The organism is Pedobacter sp. SYSU D00535 (assembly GCF_017355855.1).
Classification (GTDB): Bacteria; Bacteroidota; Bacteroidia; order Sphingobacteriales; family Sphingobacteriaceae; genus Desertivirga.
In genome coordinates this window covers 57,573-74,362 of sequence record NZ_JAFEWD010000008.1, presented here as the reverse complement: position 1 = coordinate 74,362, position 16,790 = coordinate 57,573, and the positions used below count along the sequence as shown (strand labels likewise).

The window sequence follows — 16,790 nt, the reverse complement described above, 5'->3', positions numbered from 1 at the left end:
ATCACCGAATATTCAACTTTTCTATGTTTTATAAAAAATCTCTTGACCAGTTACTTAAGGAGGCCAAATTCGAAGGCGGACTAAAAAGGACATTGACTGCCAACAATCTGATCTCCCTCGGCATCGGAGCGATCATAGGAGCTGGAATCTTCACCCTTACTGGAACAGCCGCCGCCCTACATACAGGGCCAGCCGTTGTTCTATCCTTTGTTCTGGCTGCACTTGCCTGTGGATTTGCTGGTCTTTGCTATTCGGAATTTGCTTCCATGATACCGATAGCCGGAAGTGCTTACACCTACGCTTATGCAACCATGGGCGAATTTATTGCCTGGATCATTGGCTGGGACCTTATCATCGAATATCTCTTCGCATCATCAACAGTAGCTGTCTCCTGGTCGGGCTACGTGGTGAGCTTTCTAAAAGATTTCGGAGTAACCGTACCAGCAAGTATTGCCCAGGCGCCATTTAATTATGATGCCGCTACGGGAGATTTTACTCCCACGGGAGCAATCATCAATTTCCCTGCAATGTTCATTATCGCAATAATAACCGTCCTTCTCGTAATCGGGATTAGCGAATCGGCCAAATTTAATAATGTGATAGTGGTGTTAAAAGTAGCAGTTATCCTTCTTTTTATCGGATTTGGCCTCTCGCATATCAATACAGACAACCTTACCCCTTTTATACCAGAAGCTGAAGGACCGGGTCGTTTTGGTTTTGAAGGAATAGTGAGGGGCGCCGGAATTATATTTTTTGCCTATATCGGTTTTGACGCAGTATCTACTGCAGCACAGGAAGCCCTTAACCCGCAACGAGACATGCCCCGCGGTATTCTTGGCTCACTTGCCATTTGTACCCTCATCTATATTCTTGTTGGGATTGTGATGACGGGAATGGTTCCCTACGAGCAGTTGAATGTACCTGATCCGATTGCAGTGGCTGTTAATGCAGGTGGAGAAGGGCTCTTCTGGCTAAGATTCCCGATCAAAATTGGGGCGATAGCCGGGCTAAGTTCGGTTATCCTCGTGATGCTCCTCGGTCAGCCAAGAATATTTTACTCCATGTCAAACGATGGGCTTCTTCCGAAATTCTTTAGCACTATTCATCCGAAATTCAAAACTCCTTATATCACCACCATCATTACCGGTATTATAGCTATGGTGTTGGCAGGCTTCGGTCCTATTAACTTGTTGGGTGAGTTGGTGTCTATCGGAACGCTTCTCGCTTTTGTTATTGTTTGTGGAGGTATTTTAGTACTGCGGTATACCGATCCGCAGCTCCCCCGTCCTTTCAGAACTCCGTTTTTCCCATACGTTCCGATCCTTGGTATTGCCGTTTGTCTTTATCTAATGGCGGGTTTACCTTGGCACACCTGGGAACGACTGATCATTTGGTTGATTATCGGCGTTCTGATATATTTCGGCTATAGCCGCCATCACAGTAAAGTAAGAAAGGATTTAAGAGGACCACTTGCGGAACATTAGACCAATTGAAGAAGAGTAGTCAAAGAATTTTGACTACTCTTCTTCAAATCTCTTTGAATACTCCCCTGTTACTCGCATGAAAAGTCTCCAACTTCTGCAACAGGCCGATTAATTGTAGCTTCTCCGATTTATTTAGATCCCCAACGACTATTTTACTGGCGGCCCTGACGCTATCCATATTTGCTTCTAGTGCCTTTATACCTGCTTCTGTTATGCATATTTTTTTACTCCTCTTGTCCGATGGGTTGATCGCCTCAGCTACAAATCCACTAGAAATCAACCGGTTTATAATCTGAATTCCTGTCGATTTTTCATGAATATTTAGCTCGATAAGTTCTATTTTCGTCATCGCTCCGCGGTGACGCAGGTTGATAAGAAAAATAACGTCGTCTATAGTTGCAAAGGGGGATTCGGCAATAGCGAGCTTGCTATAAATCTTAGCGTATCGAAAAAGATGTACCAGTAAAGTATTAATCACACTTTCCGGAGTTCTCCCCTGCTCTTTGCCCTCCCAAACAGGCTCATCCATTGCAGCTGCTGGTTCAGCTTCAATCCGCCGATTGAGCCACTTCGAAAACTGAGACACATTAGCGTTCGCTGGCCCTACCTCTATTTCAAATTCTTCTGTCAGCTTAATTAGCTCTCTAAAAAGGGCATAAGACATAAACAACTCTTGTAAAAATAAAACGCAATGGTACCAAAAAAAGAGCAGAAAAGTCCTTTTTAAAATTTAATTAAAACTAATTTGTGCTAATTTAGTTTCTCATTCACTAGAATCTTGTTTCATGAATAACGTTGGCCTATTTACACAGCTATCTTATGATTGCAGCCAATCGGTAACCCGAAAATACAGCACTTCCTTTTTTTCAGCTATTAAGCTTTTAAGACCAGACCTTAGGGAGCCGATTCATGCAGTCTACGGAATGGTGAGATTTGCCGACGAAATTGTAGACACCTTTCATGAATTTGATAAGCAGGCCTTGCTGAAGAAATTCAAGGAAGACACATTCGAAGCTATTTCCCAAGGAATAAGCTTAAATCCCATACTACAAAGTTTTCAAAAAGCCGTTAAGAGGTACAATATCGGCGATGATCTGATCGAAGCCTTTTTTCGAAGTATGGAGCTCGATCTTCAGAAACAGGACTATCTGAGCCGGGAAGAATTTGAGGAGTACATCTACGGGTCGGCGGAAGTTGTAGGTTTAATGTGCCTTTGCATCTTTTGCGACGGGGACCAAAAGCTCTATGATAGCCTAAAGGTTTATGCTAAGGCCCTCGGTGCAGCCTTTCAAAAAATTAACTTCTTGAGAGACTTGCAATCAGACATTGACGATTTAGACCGATGCTATTTCCCTAACTTCAAGAAGGGCAGCTTCAACGAGGTACAAAAGAGACAAATTGAGAAAGATATAGAAAACGATTTCGAGTTGGCTTACGAGGGAATCAAAAGACTGCCGGTAAGTGCCAGGTTTGGAGTATATGTCGCCTACCGATATTACATGGCTCTATTTAAGAAGGTAAAAAAATCAAATGCAGAGGCAATATTAGAGCAAAGAATACGTATTCCTAATCATATCAAGTTGGTTATTGTACTGAAAGCAGGCTTGAGAAATCAACTTAATCTAATTTAAGCATCAATGCAGTTACCTGAGGTTATTTTAGTAGATGAGCTGGATCAGCAGCAGGGGGTAATGGAAAAACTCGAAGCCCATCAAAAAGGTCTCTTACATCGTGCTTTTTCAGTATTTATAATCAATGACGAGGGCAAAATGTTATTGCAGCAACGAGCCAAAGACAAGTATCATTCAGGTGGTCTCTGGACCAATGCTTGCTGCAGCCATCCACAACCAGGAGAAAACACACTGGTTGCCGCACAACGTCGTCTAAGCGAAGAGATGGGGTTTACTTGCTTTTTGCAGAAATTGGAAGCATTCAAATACTATGCGGAATTTGAGAACGGCCTAATCGAGCACGAATATGACCATATTTACCTGGGAAAATTCAACGGAAAGGTTTTACCCAATAAGGATGAAGTAAGCGATTATCAATGGCTCGGCCTTGAAGAGATCCAAGTCTCCCTGGAAAAAAATAAAGACTCCTACACCTACTGGTTTCATCTAGCCTACCCTATCGTGAAGAAGTGGCTCGACTTCGAAAAGAAATACTTCAGCCAAACTTGATAATTTCGATTGAGGTAAAAACACCAGCGTTCAACCTTACTAGGAACAACTGATCAAAGCCCTCTTCAAAGGAAGGAGGCTCCATCTTTTTGTAGGTTGCCCAAATCCCCTTCTCCGGAACAAACTCTTTTTTTTGTCGTTCCTTGTTTCTAGAAATCGATTCAAGCGGAGTACTCTCAAAATAATACCCAATTACTTTGAACTTTGCCAACCGCGCTTTTTCGATGTACCGCTCACGTTCTACCCTGGTCGGATTTGTGTTGTCGATGACAAAGCGTTGCCAGGTATTGAAGCACGTCTCCAAAAATCGGTTCTCTTTATTTCGCGTATTTAACATATCCAGCGAAATACGTATGTGGGTCTTAAAAAAGTGCTCTTTGTAATAGCTGGTTTTTCCGGAGGCCTGGATGCCACAAAAAATAACGGCCTCCATACTAAAGAAAGATTAAAAAGTTAAAATTCTTCATGTTCTCTTCATTTAAGCATTCGTCCTTTGTAGAGGGAATAGTTTTCATAGTTAAGAGAAAGTATATAGACTATACTTTTCTCGGTAGAGAGAACGGGGATTACAAAGTCTGTAATCCCCTTCTTTTTTACCCCACCAGAAATTTCCACTCTGGGTGCTTCAACAGGAACCTTTTAACGTAAGAGCATGAAGGAATCATCATCAGCTGCCTTTCATCCAGGTATCTCAACGTCTTTTCTACTAAAATAGCGGCAATGCCCCGTCCTTGAAGTTCATCCGGCACTACTGTATGTTCCAGTTCTATCAAACCATTTTTTTCTGAATAAGTGATGAAGGCAGTTGATTGATCAATCCGAATCTCAAATGTCCGAAATTGCTCATCATGGTATAATGGAAGCTCCTGAAACATATCTTTACTATTTGATACTACTCCACCTGATGATTGCTCAATGCATTGACCAACACATGAAGGTGCTCAACTGAGTAGAAACAACATAAAGCGGCAGAAAGTTGCATTACAATGGCCAAACCCCAAAGTCTGAAACAGATAAATTGCCGAATTTAGCGGCATGATAAGTGGTAGAAAAAAATGGCTTTTTATTTTATTAGTCGCTGCAGTTGCCTGGTTCGTTTATGACTCTTTAACCCAGCCGGGAACTCAGGACCTCGAGGGGAATTTCAAGGAAACGGCTTTTATCAGGAACGAGCAGAACAGCGGGCCAGTCGTTCGCATTTATACAGTTACAACTACGGATACGATTTGGACCGCAATGAAACAATACGGAGCGCTCATGCCTCATACTAAATATGGCCTTACCAGGGTTTACTTTTTTGATGCGTCCAACCCTGTTCCTCAGCAGCTAATGCTGGAAGGCAATAACGTACCCGATTCGTTTCGTAAATACTGTCTGGCGGTTTACGAGAAAAATGAAATGAGCCAGGAACGCTTGTTAAAATACCCCTTCAAATGAATGAAATTCGAGTGATAGTTTACGGAACAGAAGACTATGAAAAAATGGTCTCACTTAGGAATGACGTCCTAAGAGTTCCGCTGGGCTTGTCCTTCACCCGTGATTATTTGGAAAAAGACCAAGACGTCATTCTGCTAGGTTGCTTCAAGAAGGAGACTATGGTAGGATGTTGTATGTTACGTCAAAAAGACCTTACGACGTTCCAGCTCCAACAGATGGCTGTAAAAGACGATGTACAAGGACAGGGAATCGGGACTGAGATCGTGCGATTTGCAGAAAAGCTTGTGAAAGATCAAGGAGGTCTGCAAATGTTTATGCATGCTAGAAAATATGCTGTCCCTTTTTATGAAAAACTGGGATACAAAATTTCAGGTGGTGAATTTGAAGAAGTTACAATTCCTCACCTGAAAATGTATAAAAACATCGACTAAGATTTAACTTAGGGCAAAGCTATTTGCCCTAGTATCTCTTCGTCCGCGGACGCTTTTCTCTTATTGGGCCATTCCCGTTGCCTTGGTTATTTCCGTAGCTATTCCCGTTACCGTAACTATTTCCATTGCTATTGCCATAGCCATTTCCATTGCTATTACCGTAGCTACTACCATAACTGTTTCCGCCACTTTTTTGGTAACGATTATTTGAGGACTGCCTGTTGAAACCGCCGGATTTACCATTGCTGCTTGCTACCTTTCCACCAGCACCAAACTTGTTATACCCGCCCGTTTTAATTTTCACAGGTTTTGCCTTCGCTTTCGCCTTTTCCTTAGCTTTTTCTTCAGCCCGGTTATCTGCAAATGTTACGCTTATTTCTTCGTCGTCAATACTACCTCCGTGGAGTTGACTAATTGCCATCTCAGCATCCTCCTGAGTTTCCATATCAACGAAACCGAATCTCCTACTGATTGCTGTGTTTTTATCCCGAATAATTTTTACGGCAAGCACTGTCCCAAATTGTTCAAAGATCTCCTGCAATTCGGATTCTTCAAGGTCACGGGGAAAACCACCCGCAAAAAGTCTGATCATTGAGTAATATTATTAATGATTAAAATGATAAAATTCTAATGAGAATCTTAATATAGATAACAGCACAAAAATACTTATAAATTCCCTATTTCTTCAATATTCTGTTCAGGCAATTGTAATATGATTTTTAACCAATTAAAGAACTTATATAGCTTATACGACCAAATAAGAAATATGTTGCTGCCAACAGCAAATTATTCAGTAGTTCCGGATATCAAAACATCCGTCAGATCGTACCCCGGGAAGCTGAGTACAAATCGTACCAATCCTGCTTATCTAGTTCAATAGAAAAGGCGCCAGCAATGTTCCGGATTCGTTGTTCATCAGTAGTTCCTATCAATGGCAGTGCTCCTAACTTAATCAACCAAGCTACCGCCAGAGACTCAATATCAGCCCCGTATTTCGGTGCCAGTTCCTGCAGCTTTGATCTTACGCCGAGCGAAGCGAAGTCGAGACCTTCTGCAATGCGACCTTCAGCTAGCGGAGCAGAAGCAAGTGGGCGCATGTACCGCTGTTTAATATAGTCGATTTGCCCGTTGTCTAAAGCGGAAGTATTCAGAAGATTAAGTTCAATGTGGTTAGTTACGATTGGTCTGTTGAGATAAGATGCAAGCAGCTGATGTTGAAAAACTGAAAAGTTCGCAACGCCGATATTTCTAATCTTTCCGGAATCACGCAATTGGGCAAGGGTATACGCGGTTTCCTCCAGGTTTGATACCGGATCGAGATAATTTAGTAAAAAGATATCCAGGTAATCTGTACGAAGCTTTTTTAAAGAATTATCTACACTTCTGATAATATGTTCTCTGGACGTGTCGTAATGTTTCACTCTAACATCTGGATGACTTGAATGCGGCACACGAAGCCCGCACTTGGAGAATAGAACAATATCCTCCCTTTTGAAAGTTTTCTGGCTAATCACATTACCGAAAAGTTCTTCGCACTGGTAACCTCCATAAGTGTCCGCATGATCAAAAGTATTGATTCCCAACTCCAGGCACAAGTTAATGATCTTCTCCATCGTCGCAGGATTATTCACCTCGCTGCTCCATCTGTAAAAACCATATATTGCCGGTGATACTTTTGGTCCGGCGTCGCTTAAATAGATTTTTTCCATTTTTATTTCTGTCTGTACAATTATCGTATTAATACGTCAAAGGAAAAATTGTTACGAATATTTTTCGAAAATGATCTAGTAATAACGCTAGAGGGATAAAAAAACTGTAACCCGACTAAACGCTAAAACGTAAAGCTAGTCAAACTACCGTACCATGAATAATAGCAACTTATACGTTTTAATCGAGGGGGAATTGACTGCAGTTGTTGGCAAGTTTCAAAACGCCTTCATCGTTCAAAAGAACAACCAGTATTTGCTAATTCCCAACTATCTGTATCCTACTTATAACCTTGCTAAGCAAAGAAATAAGGTAGATTAGACACTTCGCGGAGATGTCTAAGAAGGCCACGAAGTGTCTAGCCGAATGTTACCGTTATGACTTCCTCTTTTTCTGAGTTTGTTTTGGTTTTATTGCCTGCCGCTGTACAAGCGAGTTTAGATAAACCTCCACATTGCTATAGTTTTTATCCAAGCCAAAGCTATTCCCGTCCAGCGCGTTCTTAGGATTAAGCTTATGACTTACTTCCCAGGCGTCGGGAATACCGTCCTCGTCGCTGTCTGTGGGTGCTGCCGACGCTCTTAGTTGAGGCCACGCTCCTTTTGTTTGCTCGTAAGGCGTTCCGTGAGGATAGCCCCCCTGAACATCGATGATTTTCCCCGTGCGGGTTTCTACTTCTTTTAATATTCGTTCATCAACCTCATCCCGCCGAGGAAAAACTGCTCCAACACTAAGCAAAACAGATTTATAGGCGTCCTTGGCGGATTGGCTAGCAATCTCTACCGCTGGGAATGCCGAGGTTATTTTCGAATTCAGCTTGTCAGCATCTGTTCCCTTTTCCATTTTCACACCAAGCCAATTATCTTTTGTTACATTATCAGACCCGTCTACAAAATTCCCCGATACAAAGTATTTCCCAAAAGGGATTCTTCCGTCAAGCTTGAAGGGATTTAGGATTTGAAATCGAACGCTGCTATTCGTTTCCGGCCCATACTTATAGTAGTTATCAACGATGTTGTACTGTCCACCCTCGCCCCCATACACGTTATTGCTCTTCCAATTGTACAGTACATTGTTGCGAAAATCAACAAACTCTGAAGGAGCGTTGCGAATGCCGTCAAATCGGGGCGTTCTGCTGGTACAATGGGCGAATAAATTATGATGAGCGCTGAGGTGTTTTCCTCCCCAGATGCCACCAAATCCATGATGTTCAAAATCGGTGTCCCCTTTCTCGAAATGGTAGGAATAATCCAAAGGCTCAGCAATAAGATTCCATTGCAGCGTAGTACTATCTCCAGCGTAGACAGAAAAAACTTCATCTGTACTCCAACTCAACGAACAGTGGTCAATAATTAGATTCCTCTTTCGGCCACTGCTTAAAGCATCGTCAGCACCGGCTCCGTGCACCATCCCTTGATTCTGGAAGCGGTCGCCCATCCGGAAACGAAGAAAACGAAGGATTACATTATTAGCCGCGATACCGACAGGGTGATCTGCAATAGCTATCCCGTCTCCAGGAGCTGATTGACCGGCGATGGTTATATTATCTTGATTGATAATTAAGGGAGATGCCAAATGAATGGTACCTGATACTGAAAATAATACAATCCTTGGAAAACCAGCCGTTACTGCCTCTCTTAAGCTACCCGGGCCTTTATCATTAAGATTTGTGACATATATAACCTTCCCACCTCTACCTCCGGAAGCGAATTTACCAAAACCTTCTGCCCCGGGAAAAGCTACAGGCTGGGCCAAAGCAAGAGACGGAATTAGGAAATTAAAAAAGAAAAAAATTACGACTATTAATGCAGCGATTTCACGCGGGTTGACCTTGATACTTTTTGTAAAAGAGTAAAGGGCACAAGCTGGCGACAGGCCGATTTTTGTTAAAGTTTTTATCATATTGTAAAGTGTAGTGGCAGTAATCAGAACAGTTTATTATTAATTAGAAAACTGAAGTAAGTTACTATATAAATAGAGGGTCCTTACGATTGTCAAGGCATTTTTACGCAATCGATACCGGAAGAAAAAGCAAAAAAGGCCGGAAGTGATTTTCCGGCCTTGATGATGAACAATTCATTATGCTTAATTCCGTCTGACTATCTTGTCAGCAATTTCAAGCTTTAGTTCCTGTATTTCCTTCAGCACTAGTTGAGCCATCAACCTTGCTCCTAATTCATTGAAATGCGTATCGTCTATTTTCCCCTTCGGATAGTTAGGGTGCTCGCCTGCTTTCAGGTGATTGAAGAAAAATTTAGATTTTTCAGCACCAAGTTCTACCAGTAACGCCTGGCTCTTCCGATCCAAATCTATCAACGGCACCTTTTGATCTTTGGCCACTTGCCGCACAATAGCAGAATATTCTTCATGAGTAGGTTTAAAAACTCCTGTAGAATCAAAATTTCTTCGTGCCACCGGAGTGATTAAGACAGGTTGTGCTTTTTTGCTTCTTGTGTCGGTCACATATTTTATAAGGTTCGACCGAAACTCCTCTGGCTTAGTAGCGCTCCGTTTCGTTTGAACCTCATCATTGTGACCGAACTGAATAAAGACATAGTCGCCTTCCTCCAATTTATCCACAACAGGTGCCCAACGGTTTTCCTCCATAAAGGTTCGCGTACTCCGACCATTCATCGCTCTGTTATCTACCACCACCGTCGAGTCGAAGAAATAACGGAAGGGCATTCCCCAACCGGCTTCCGGATAAGCCTTCACATTCTTATCAGACATTGTAGAATCACCAATCAGATAAATGGTAGTCTTGGAAGGCGGCACTAAAGTGAAAGATGCCAAAATAAAAGCAACAAGGAAGCCAACGAGTTTTAATTTTAGATTCATAAGTCCATAAATATAAAAAAGGTGCGGCTATTGAGCCGCACCTGATGTAATTAAAGTTTGATCAACCTATCGTCTCCAACGAGGGTCCCCGATACCATTTGCCTTTAAGTCAAAGTTGGTAACAGTGAAGTCTCCTGTAGACGGACTAACGAAGCCGGGATCCAGCGTTGTAAATGGTCCAAGATCATTCTTAGCACTCCCGACAGTGCTCGCAGTGAAGTTAGGCGCGTTATAGTAATTATTATTCGCCATCGTAGTGATAGTTGTAGTTGATTGGTTCGAATAGTAATTCGCGCTTTCTGCAATTAAATTTTTTGTGAAGTGTATCTGGTGCAAAGGCAGGCGGATATACAAGTACCGACCAGCTGCACGGTTCAAAGCGTTGTAGAATGTATTTGTTCTTATTGTGATAACGCTTGGTATTCCTGAGAAGTTCGCGGTTACTTCTGAGCCAGCATCCATACGGAACAGGTCTCTGCTACCATCTTCGGTGACATTGTACACGGTATTGTTTTCAAAAAGAAATGTTTTCGCCAAGCCCTGTCTAAAATCCACAAAACCACCACCATTAGAGGCTATATCGTGGATGATATTTCCACTATAGGTAACCGATTCAATAAGGGCCTTTATATTCACATAAATCAATCCTCTATAATTCTTGATTTCGGAATCCTGTACGCTTAAGGCGCCGTATGCGGTATTTAGAGCTTGGTCGTACACAACTAATTGGCTAGCAGTTGGTGCGCCTGTACCATTAAGAACTAGATCTTTCAAAGATAGACCAGCGTTAGCCCTCATCTTTAAAACCATACCATTAATTACTGGTTTATTCGCTGGTCTAACGCCTTTAATAGATATAGTTTTGGTAACTATTACATCGGCATTGATATTATAAACTCCCGGCATCAGTGCAAACACTTCTCCTCCCTGAGCATTAGTAATCAATGCTGCGAGATCATCAGTAGGATTAACAGCAATCGCCCCACCCAGATCGATCAAGGTAGTGAACGTCTTCGTACCGCGAGTTTTAGTGCCATTCATCAATTTCACCGTATATGTAGTTTCGCCAGTTAAACCAGAAATTGTTGCTTGCCCTGCGGCAATTTCCGCAGGCGTAACTGCACGTGATATATTACCTGGAGACAGAGTAATAGTAGTAGCAGTTTCACCCGCAGGCCAGTTTACCGTTACCGACGTTGCTGTCAATTTCGCCGGATCAATATCCTGAAATATTTGTTCAGCATCTGTAGTAAATGAGGCTGTAACCCATTTTGAATCATCAATGCCTTCACCTACAGCTTTAACCCGCACATAATGTTGGGTCTCGCCCGACAGGCCCGAAATGGTATAGGGCTGCTGCTCAAATGGAACACCTGTTACGGTTTTTACCGGCGTACCGCTAAAATCAGCATTTTCAAAGACTTCAATCGTATAGGACTTTGCATTGGGCACCGCTTTCCAGACAAGTCTCACCCCCGTTTTATTTACAACTGTAGCAGTAAGGCCGGTAGGCGAGAAAGTTCTGCTAACATTAAGAGTTGTTATCTCCTCTCCAATATCATCGCTGCAACTGGAAAAACTGAACACAGTGGCAGAAATACAGAGAGCAACTAATGTCTTATTCATATTAATCATGTTATGAACTTAATTATTTTAAATGAGCATTATTTAACATGCCGTTAGAGTTATCAAGGAATATTTGCCAGATTGGCCAAACCTGTTGAGCATCTGGATTTTTGACGAACAGAGCATTCCAGTAAGTTGTCTGATCATTACTTGCAGAAAGAGTCCATGTTTTGTTTGCGGCGTAACCTAATGCAGCTCCCTGCACATCAGTGTCCCCAAAATTTAGTCCATAGATTTCAACCTTTTCGCCGTCAGCCGCCGTTTTATAGTAAATTCTAGCAGGAAGGCTAGCGTATTTTCCTTCTCTCTTCTCTAACTGCTCCAATTTAACTTTAGCCTCATTTAATTTCGAACCAAGCAGGTTCCAGCGTATAAGATCGGCTTTTCTAAGCATTTCTCCAGTAAACTCTAAAGCTCGCTGATCTACTATTGCATTGAAAAAGGCAGGTTTAGAAGCTGTAGCCTGTGCCATGTACTGAGTTACCTTCTGTGGACTGGATGGAAATGCTCTTTCCATAATCATCCTTAGGTAAGGTGCCGCTGCTGCGGGACCATCAATTTCGTTAATCGCTTCTGCTGCCATCAGAACAACATCAGCATAACGCATGTACATCCAGTTCAAACCGTCGTCGTTTGTAGAAGTCACCCTTCTCTTCATCCACTCGTAACGGTATTTACCAAAGTACAAGCGATTAAGATTTGAAGGAACCTGAACTCCGTTTGTCCACTCGTATGGAACGATACTCACGTCTCTACGAACATCCGCAGGATCAAACTCATAAAGCATAATAGGGTTTGGACCATCAGTACCTCCGCGGTTTTGTCCGGTGTATTTGTCCGTAGTGGTATGTCTAACACCAAGATCAAAAATCACACGACCCCTACCCTCGCTAAAAGGAATTTCCCACATTGACTCTAAACCTGCTCTGTTGGTCTCTTCATTAAATGTTCTGAATAACTCCTCAAAGCCTAGTAGTCTCAGCGTTTTACTCTCAATGATATCAAGACATTCTTTTTTTGCAATGGCATACATCTTGTCGCGAGACAAGTCAGGATCGTTGCTCAATCTGACTGTACCATCCAGGCGCTGAGCATAGCCACCAGCAGCTAAGGCCAACCGGGCGCGTAATCCTTTTGCAAACGCCTTGTTAACACGCTCTACAGAACTGGTAGCAGCTGAACCATTAGGCCATGGAAGCAAAGTTGCTGCTTCTTCAAGATCTACCAAAAGTTGCTTGTAAATCACGTCCCTATCGCTCCTCGGCAAATACATAGTTTCTGTGGTGATTGGCTCGAAACGAGCAGGAACATCTCCCCAACCCTTAATTAAATCATTATAAAGTACTGCACGAAGTGTTAACATTTCACCAAGCACCTGTGCAAGGCGAGGGTTGTTTGCAACATCGCCGTAAGTTCTTAGTCCTACAATAGCAACGTTAGCCCTTTCAATGCCCTCGTAAAACTTAGCATAGGCATTGTTATCAGTGTTCATCTGCCCATTATTGGCAGTAGTATTGTAGTTAGCCAACTGCGATTTCTCATCATTGGTGTTCTTCAAACTGTTGTATACTTCAACATCAGTATTTACACCATAATTTACCAGAAACCTTCCCCGGTACGAGTTTGTCTCTCCAAAAGACTGTAAAACTCCTGCGATGGTTCCCTCTGCAAGGCTCGGTGTTGAAAAAATCACAGACTCATCCAAGGTCGATTTTGAAGGAGCATCTAAGACCTCTTTACAACCGCCAAGGAATGCAAGCCCTGTGATCATTAGTGATATATTTAAAATCTTTTTCATTTCTAAGAATAATAGTGTGACTAGAAATTAACATTTAGGCCGAAAACGTAAGACCTACTTTTAGGATAAGCGGAATAATCTACACCAGGTGTAAGTTGAGTCTGGCGTCTGGTAGAAACTTCCGGATCAAATCCAGTGTAATTCGTTAGCAAGAATAGATTGTAACCTGATGCATAAATTCTAACGCTATTCATTTTCAATCTGCTGGTAATTGATTTAGGAACGGTGTAACCCAGTGTCAAAGTTCCTAATCTCAAAAAAGATCCATCTTCTACCGCCCAATCGCTAAACACGTACCTGCTCATGTAGGGAGACCATAATGTAGTATTTGCATTCATTGCTTCCAATTCTGCAGGATCATTACTGATAGTTCCGTCAGCCCGCAAATTGGTCCAGCGTTGACCGCTCTCCATAATAGAGATCATGTTTCTTGAACTATACTTACTGGTTGAAGTATACTCGATTTTATTAGCGTTATAGATATCATTTCCGTAACTCCAGTTGAAGTAAGCGCCCAAATCAAAATTGAAAATGCGGGAGTTGATCGAGAAACCACCGGTGTTCAGCGGATTGGCATTTCCGATAATAGTTTTATCTGAGTCATTGATCATCTTATCATCGTTAAGATCTGCTAGCTTCATAGATCCCGGGCGAATAGTTCCCACGACACCATTTGCAGTAGGTACTCCTGCTTTCAAAACCCATACCCCGTTTACAGGATTTGGCTCAAAATCCGAAACCTCATACCGTCCAGCACTTACATAACCATACATTGCACCTATCGGGCCACCTTCAACAACACGGTAGTCATTCCCTATTTCTGTAGATGCCCAACCAGACGCTCCAGGGTAGTTAGCTATACCCCCAAGAGATATAACCTTATTCCGGTTAAAGCTGATATTCGCATTTATTGATAGGTCGAAATTTTTCTTTCTCAACGCATTCCAGGTTCCAGAAAGCTCTAGACCTTTATTTTGAGTTTCCCCAACGTTACGATATTGAATATCGTAGCCTGTTCCTGTAACAGGGTAGGCCATTAATAAGTCAGTTGTGTTGTTTAGATAAACATCAGCAGTTGCACTAACTTTGCCATTCCATAGCGTCAGGTCTGCTCCCACGTTTCTTGAAATTGTTGTTTCCCAAACCAAATCTGGATTTGGCATAGTTTTCGAACGAGCCCAATAATTGCTGGTTCCATTAACCCAGGTCGTAGTTGAGTTTAACATCGCTGGCAGAGCTACCCCTCCAGGAATCTGGTTGTTACCTGCCTCACCATAACTTGCCCTGATTTTAGCATCAGTAAGCCATGATCTAAATCCTTCCATAAAACTCTCGTCCGAAATTCTCCATGCTACTGAAGCTGAAGGGAAATATCCCCAACTCTTTGAACCCAGGAATTTGGAAGATCCGTCTCCACGCAAAGTGGCTGTCAACAAATACCTTCCCTTGTAATCGTAGTTCGCGCGACCAAAAAATGACAACAATTTATCGTCAGGAAAGAAGAAGTTCTCGATGGAATTAGCCTGACCTTGAGTGGACAACCTTCGAGATGCGTCGAAATCAAAAGTTGCAGGAAAGCCGTGCACCACATTCGTTAAAGTTCCACTTTCGGTTAGAATGTATTCGTGTCCTAAAAGCAGGTTCAACTTATGATCTTTCCCCAACATGTTTTTAAAGTCGTAGTTCAAGGTATTTGTATTCCGGAACGTGTTTCTTCGAGCGTTGGTAAAGATGATAGCGGGCAAATCCTGGTTTGCAGCTGCTGGCGCATTTTGCACATAATAGGTAGTTAAACCGTAGAACCTATCATGGTCATTTCTAAACCCATCGTAACCTACTTCAGAACGCAGGCTAAGATTTCTGATAGGTTCAAATGTTAACGCACCATTTAAATTGTACGTTTTGCGTTGAACGAACTGATCATTGTCAGAAATAGCAACGAGCGGGTTGTATAAATTGAAATCAGGATCAGTTTCTGCAGAGTTTGTCAATCCTGCTACGGGGATGGCAGGATAGATCATAGCAAATTTCAAACGAGAATCTGCAGACGACTTTTCGTTCTGCTCATTTGCTCCTCCCCCTTCTGTTTTCGCGTCAGCATAACGCGCTCCGAAATCTAAAGTCAAGGTCTCAAACAGCTTGTGATTCAATTTAAAATTCAGGTTATGCCTCTGGTAGCCTGAAAGCTGCATGATTGCTTTATCCTTTACAAAACTATGACTAATACTAAATTTAGTTTTTTCGCCACCACCACTGATGTTTAAGTTTTGATTATACGTGGTACCAGTACGTCCGAAAACAAGGTCCTGCCAATCGTTCCCCTGGACATTCGCGTATAGATCGATATCTTGGAAATTACCAAAATACTTAGTGTAATCTTCCACGCTGTTGTCAAGGAGCGCTCTTTCGTACTGCCATGTAGCGTAGTCGAAAGGAGAGAGTACGTCTAAAGTATTGGCAATTTTTCTTGTTCCGGTGAACGTATTAAAACTAATCGCAGTTTTTCCACCTTTCCCACCTTTGGTAGTCACTAAAACAACCCCATTTGCACCTCTTGATCCATAGATCGCAGTTGACGAAGCGTCTTTCAATATACTAATTGATTCGATATCCTGAGGAGCTATATCCGAGATAGAACTTACAGGAAAACCGTCGACGATGTAGAGAGGCGAGTTATTCTGAGATATAGATCCACCACCACGAACGCGGACAGTCATTTCGGCATCAGGAGAGCCTTCTGTACTGGAGATATTTACCCCTGCTACTCGACCTGAAATAGCCTCTAAGGCTGATGAAACTGGGGCAGCCGTGATAGTTTCAGCACTGACAGTTCCCACCGCTCCTGTCAAATCCTTCTTTTTTACGGTACCATAACCAACAACGACAACTTCATCCAGAGCCGTTGCATCATCTTCAAGAGTAACGTTGATTTGCGTTTGTTTTCCTACTGCTACTTCCTTGATCTTAAATCCAATGTACTTGAAAACAAGAACGGGATTTCCAGTAGTAGACACGTTGATTTTGAAGTTACCATTAAGATCAGTACTAGCCCCCTGGGTAGTACCCTTGACTAACACACTTACGCCGATAAGAGCCTCCCCACCCTTATCAACTACTTTACCCGTAACTTGCCGGGTTTGTGAAAATGCTGTATATACGATCGTAAACAGCATACACGTTAAAAGTATTACTTTCCTCATAAAAAATTAATTAACAATTAGGCTTACTAGTTTAAAATTTAAGACTTTTTGGATCTAACCACGAACTCATCATTCCCCTTCTCTTCATT

16 protein-coding genes are annotated in these 16,790 nt (G+C 42.3%); 6 read left to right on the top strand and 10 right to left on the bottom strand.

What is annotated here, in order from left to right:
- Positions 1-23 precede the first annotated feature (23 nt).
- The gene (locus J4N23_RS15695) at positions 24-1,484 is read left to right on the top strand and encodes an amino acid permease (protein ID WP_207428651.1); all 1,461 of its coding nucleotides are present in this window, start codon (positions 24-26) and stop codon (positions 1,482-1,484) included.
- Positions 1,485-1,527: 43 nt separating this feature from the next.
- On the opposite strand, the gene J4N23_RS15690 is transcribed toward J4N23_RS15695, so the two are convergent.
- On the bottom strand, positions 1,528-2,148 hold the full coding sequence (locus J4N23_RS15690; RefSeq protein ID WP_207428650.1) for a MarR family winged helix-turn-helix transcriptional regulator: 621 nt from the start codon (positions 2,146-2,148) through the stop codon (positions 1,528-1,530).
- Between the two features lie 121 nt (positions 2,149-2,269).
- Between J4N23_RS15690 and J4N23_RS15685 the strand changes: the two genes are divergently transcribed.
- The gene (locus tag J4N23_RS15685) at positions 2,270-3,115 is read left to right on the top strand and encodes a phytoene/squalene synthase family protein (protein WP_207428649.1); all 846 of its coding nucleotides are present in this window, start codon (positions 2,270-2,272) and stop codon (positions 3,113-3,115) included.
- A 6-nt stretch (positions 3,116-3,121) separates the two neighbouring features.
- Positions 3,122-3,664 (top strand): isopentenyl-diphosphate Delta-isomerase, encoded by a 543-nt coding sequence (gene idi, locus J4N23_RS15680; protein ID WP_207428648.1) that lies wholly within the window; start codon positions 3,122-3,124, stop codon positions 3,662-3,664.
- Here idi and J4N23_RS15675 read toward each other — a convergent pair.
- The gene (locus J4N23_RS15675) at positions 3,651-4,097 is read right to left on the bottom strand and encodes an AAA family ATPase (RefSeq protein ID WP_207428647.1); all 447 of its coding nucleotides are present in this window, start codon (positions 4,095-4,097) and stop codon (positions 3,651-3,653) included. The genes idi and J4N23_RS15675 overlap by 14 nt on opposite strands.
- Before the next feature lie 160 nt (positions 4,098-4,257).
- Entirely contained in the window at positions 4,258-4,539 is a 282-nt protein-coding gene (locus J4N23_RS15670) for a GNAT family N-acetyltransferase (protein WP_207428646.1), read from the bottom strand.
- Between the two features lie 160 nt (positions 4,540-4,699).
- Between J4N23_RS15670 and J4N23_RS15665 the strand changes: the two genes are divergently transcribed.
- Both J4N23_RS15665 and J4N23_RS15660 read left to right on the top strand, forming a co-directional pair.
- On the top strand, positions 4,700-5,101 hold the full coding sequence (locus tag J4N23_RS15665; protein ID WP_207428645.1) for a hypothetical protein: 402 nt from the start codon (positions 4,700-4,702) through the stop codon (positions 5,099-5,101).
- Complete coding sequence (locus J4N23_RS15660; RefSeq protein WP_207428644.1) at positions 5,098-5,532, top strand: GNAT family N-acetyltransferase; 435 nt, start codon at positions 5,098-5,100, stop codon at positions 5,530-5,532. The genes J4N23_RS15665 and J4N23_RS15660 overlap by 4 nt, the downstream gene beginning before the upstream one ends.
- 28 nt (positions 5,533-5,560) lie before the next feature.
- Here the strand turns inward: J4N23_RS15660 and J4N23_RS15655 are convergent, their stop codons facing one another.
- Both J4N23_RS15655 and J4N23_RS15650 read right to left on the bottom strand, forming a co-directional pair.
- On the bottom strand, positions 5,561-6,124 hold the full coding sequence (locus tag J4N23_RS15655; protein ID WP_207428643.1) for an RNA-binding protein: 564 nt from the start codon (positions 6,122-6,124) through the stop codon (positions 5,561-5,563).
- 226 nt (positions 6,125-6,350) lie between these two features.
- The gene (locus J4N23_RS15650) at positions 6,351-7,241 is read right to left on the bottom strand and encodes an aldo/keto reductase family oxidoreductase (RefSeq protein ID WP_207428641.1); all 891 of its coding nucleotides are present in this window, start codon (positions 7,239-7,241) and stop codon (positions 6,351-6,353) included.
- Positions 7,242-7,395: 154 nt separating this feature from the next.
- Between J4N23_RS15650 and J4N23_RS15645 the strand changes: the two genes are divergently transcribed.
- Positions 7,396-7,560, top strand: a complete 165-nt coding sequence (locus J4N23_RS15645) for a hypothetical protein (protein ID WP_207428640.1) — start codon at positions 7,396-7,398, stop codon at positions 7,558-7,560.
- Positions 7,561-7,614: 54 nt separating this feature from the next.
- Here the strand turns inward: J4N23_RS15645 and J4N23_RS15640 are convergent, their stop codons facing one another.
- From J4N23_RS15640 to J4N23_RS15620, 5 genes are all read right to left on the bottom strand, one after another.
- On the bottom strand, positions 7,615-9,141 hold the full coding sequence (locus tag J4N23_RS15640) for a polysaccharide lyase family 1 protein (RefSeq protein WP_242689258.1): 1,527 nt from the start codon (positions 9,139-9,141) through the stop codon (positions 7,615-7,617).
- A 183-nt stretch (positions 9,142-9,324) separates the two neighbouring features.
- The gene (locus J4N23_RS15635; protein WP_207428639.1) at positions 9,325-10,077 is read right to left on the bottom strand and encodes a rhamnogalacturonan acetylesterase; all 753 of its coding nucleotides are present in this window, start codon (positions 10,075-10,077) and stop codon (positions 9,325-9,327) included.
- Between the two features lie 66 nt (positions 10,078-10,143).
- Positions 10,144-11,703, bottom strand: coding sequence for a DUF4957 domain-containing protein (locus J4N23_RS15630; protein WP_242689257.1), 1,560 nt, complete (start codon positions 11,701-11,703; stop codon positions 10,144-10,146).
- A gap of 22 nt (positions 11,704-11,725) precedes the next feature.
- A complete protein-coding gene (locus J4N23_RS15625; RefSeq protein WP_242689256.1) occupies positions 11,726-13,501 on the bottom strand; it encodes a RagB/SusD family nutrient uptake outer membrane protein in 1,776 nt (591 codons plus the stop codon).
- A gap of 20 nt (positions 13,502-13,521) precedes the next feature.
- Positions 13,522-16,701 (bottom strand): TonB-dependent receptor, encoded by a 3,180-nt coding sequence (locus J4N23_RS15620; protein ID WP_207428634.1) that lies wholly within the window; start codon positions 16,699-16,701, stop codon positions 13,522-13,524.
- Between the last annotated feature and the right edge of the window lie 89 nt (positions 16,702-16,790).

Bases quoted from the DNA above. Each gene is read 5' to 3' on its own strand.
- J4N23_RS15695 (WP_207428651.1), top strand. From the start codon at position 24: ATGTTTTATAAAAAATCTCTTGACCAGTTACTTAAGGAGGCCAAATTC.
- J4N23_RS15690 (WP_207428650.1), bottom strand. From the start codon at position 2,148: ATGTCTTATGCCCTTTTTAGAGAGCTAATTAAGCTGACAGAAGAATTT.
- J4N23_RS15685 (WP_207428649.1), top strand. From the start codon at position 2,270: ATGAATAACGTTGGCCTATTTACACAGCTATCTTATGATTGCAGCCAA.
- idi (WP_207428648.1), top strand. From the start codon at position 3,122: ATGCAGTTACCTGAGGTTATTTTAGTAGATGAGCTGGATCAGCAGCAG.
- J4N23_RS15675 (WP_207428647.1), bottom strand. From the start codon at position 4,097: ATGGAGGCCGTTATTTTTTGTGGCATCCAGGCCTCCGGAAAAACCAGC.
- J4N23_RS15670 (WP_207428646.1), bottom strand. From the start codon at position 4,539: ATGTTTCAGGAGCTTCCATTATACCATGATGAGCAATTTCGGACATTT.
- J4N23_RS15665 (WP_207428645.1), top strand. From the start codon at position 4,700: ATGATAAGTGGTAGAAAAAAATGGCTTTTTATTTTATTAGTCGCTGCA.
- J4N23_RS15660 (WP_207428644.1), top strand. From the start codon at position 5,098: ATGAATGAAATTCGAGTGATAGTTTACGGAACAGAAGACTATGAAAAA.
- J4N23_RS15655 (WP_207428643.1), bottom strand. From the start codon at position 6,124: ATGATCAGACTTTTTGCGGGTGGTTTTCCCCGTGACCTTGAAGAATCC.
- J4N23_RS15650 (WP_207428641.1), bottom strand. From the start codon at position 7,241: ATGGAAAAAATCTATTTAAGCGACGCCGGACCAAAAGTATCACCGGCA.
- J4N23_RS15645 (WP_207428640.1), top strand. From the start codon at position 7,396: ATGAATAATAGCAACTTATACGTTTTAATCGAGGGGGAATTGACTGCA.
- J4N23_RS15640 (WP_242689258.1), bottom strand. From the start codon at position 9,141: ATGATAAAAACTTTAACAAAAATCGGCCTGTCGCCAGCTTGTGCCCTT.
- J4N23_RS15635 (WP_207428639.1), bottom strand. From the start codon at position 10,077: ATGAATCTAAAATTAAAACTCGTTGGCTTCCTTGTTGCTTTTATTTTG.
- J4N23_RS15630 (WP_242689257.1), bottom strand. From the start codon at position 11,703: ATGAATAAGACATTAGTTGCTCTCTGTATTTCTGCCACTGTGTTCAGT.
- J4N23_RS15625 (WP_242689256.1), bottom strand. From the start codon at position 13,501: ATGAAAAAGATTTTAAATATATCACTAATGATCACAGGGCTTGCATTC.
- J4N23_RS15620 (WP_207428634.1), bottom strand. From the start codon at position 16,701: ATGAGGAAAGTAATACTTTTAACGTGTATGCTGTTTACGATCGTATAT.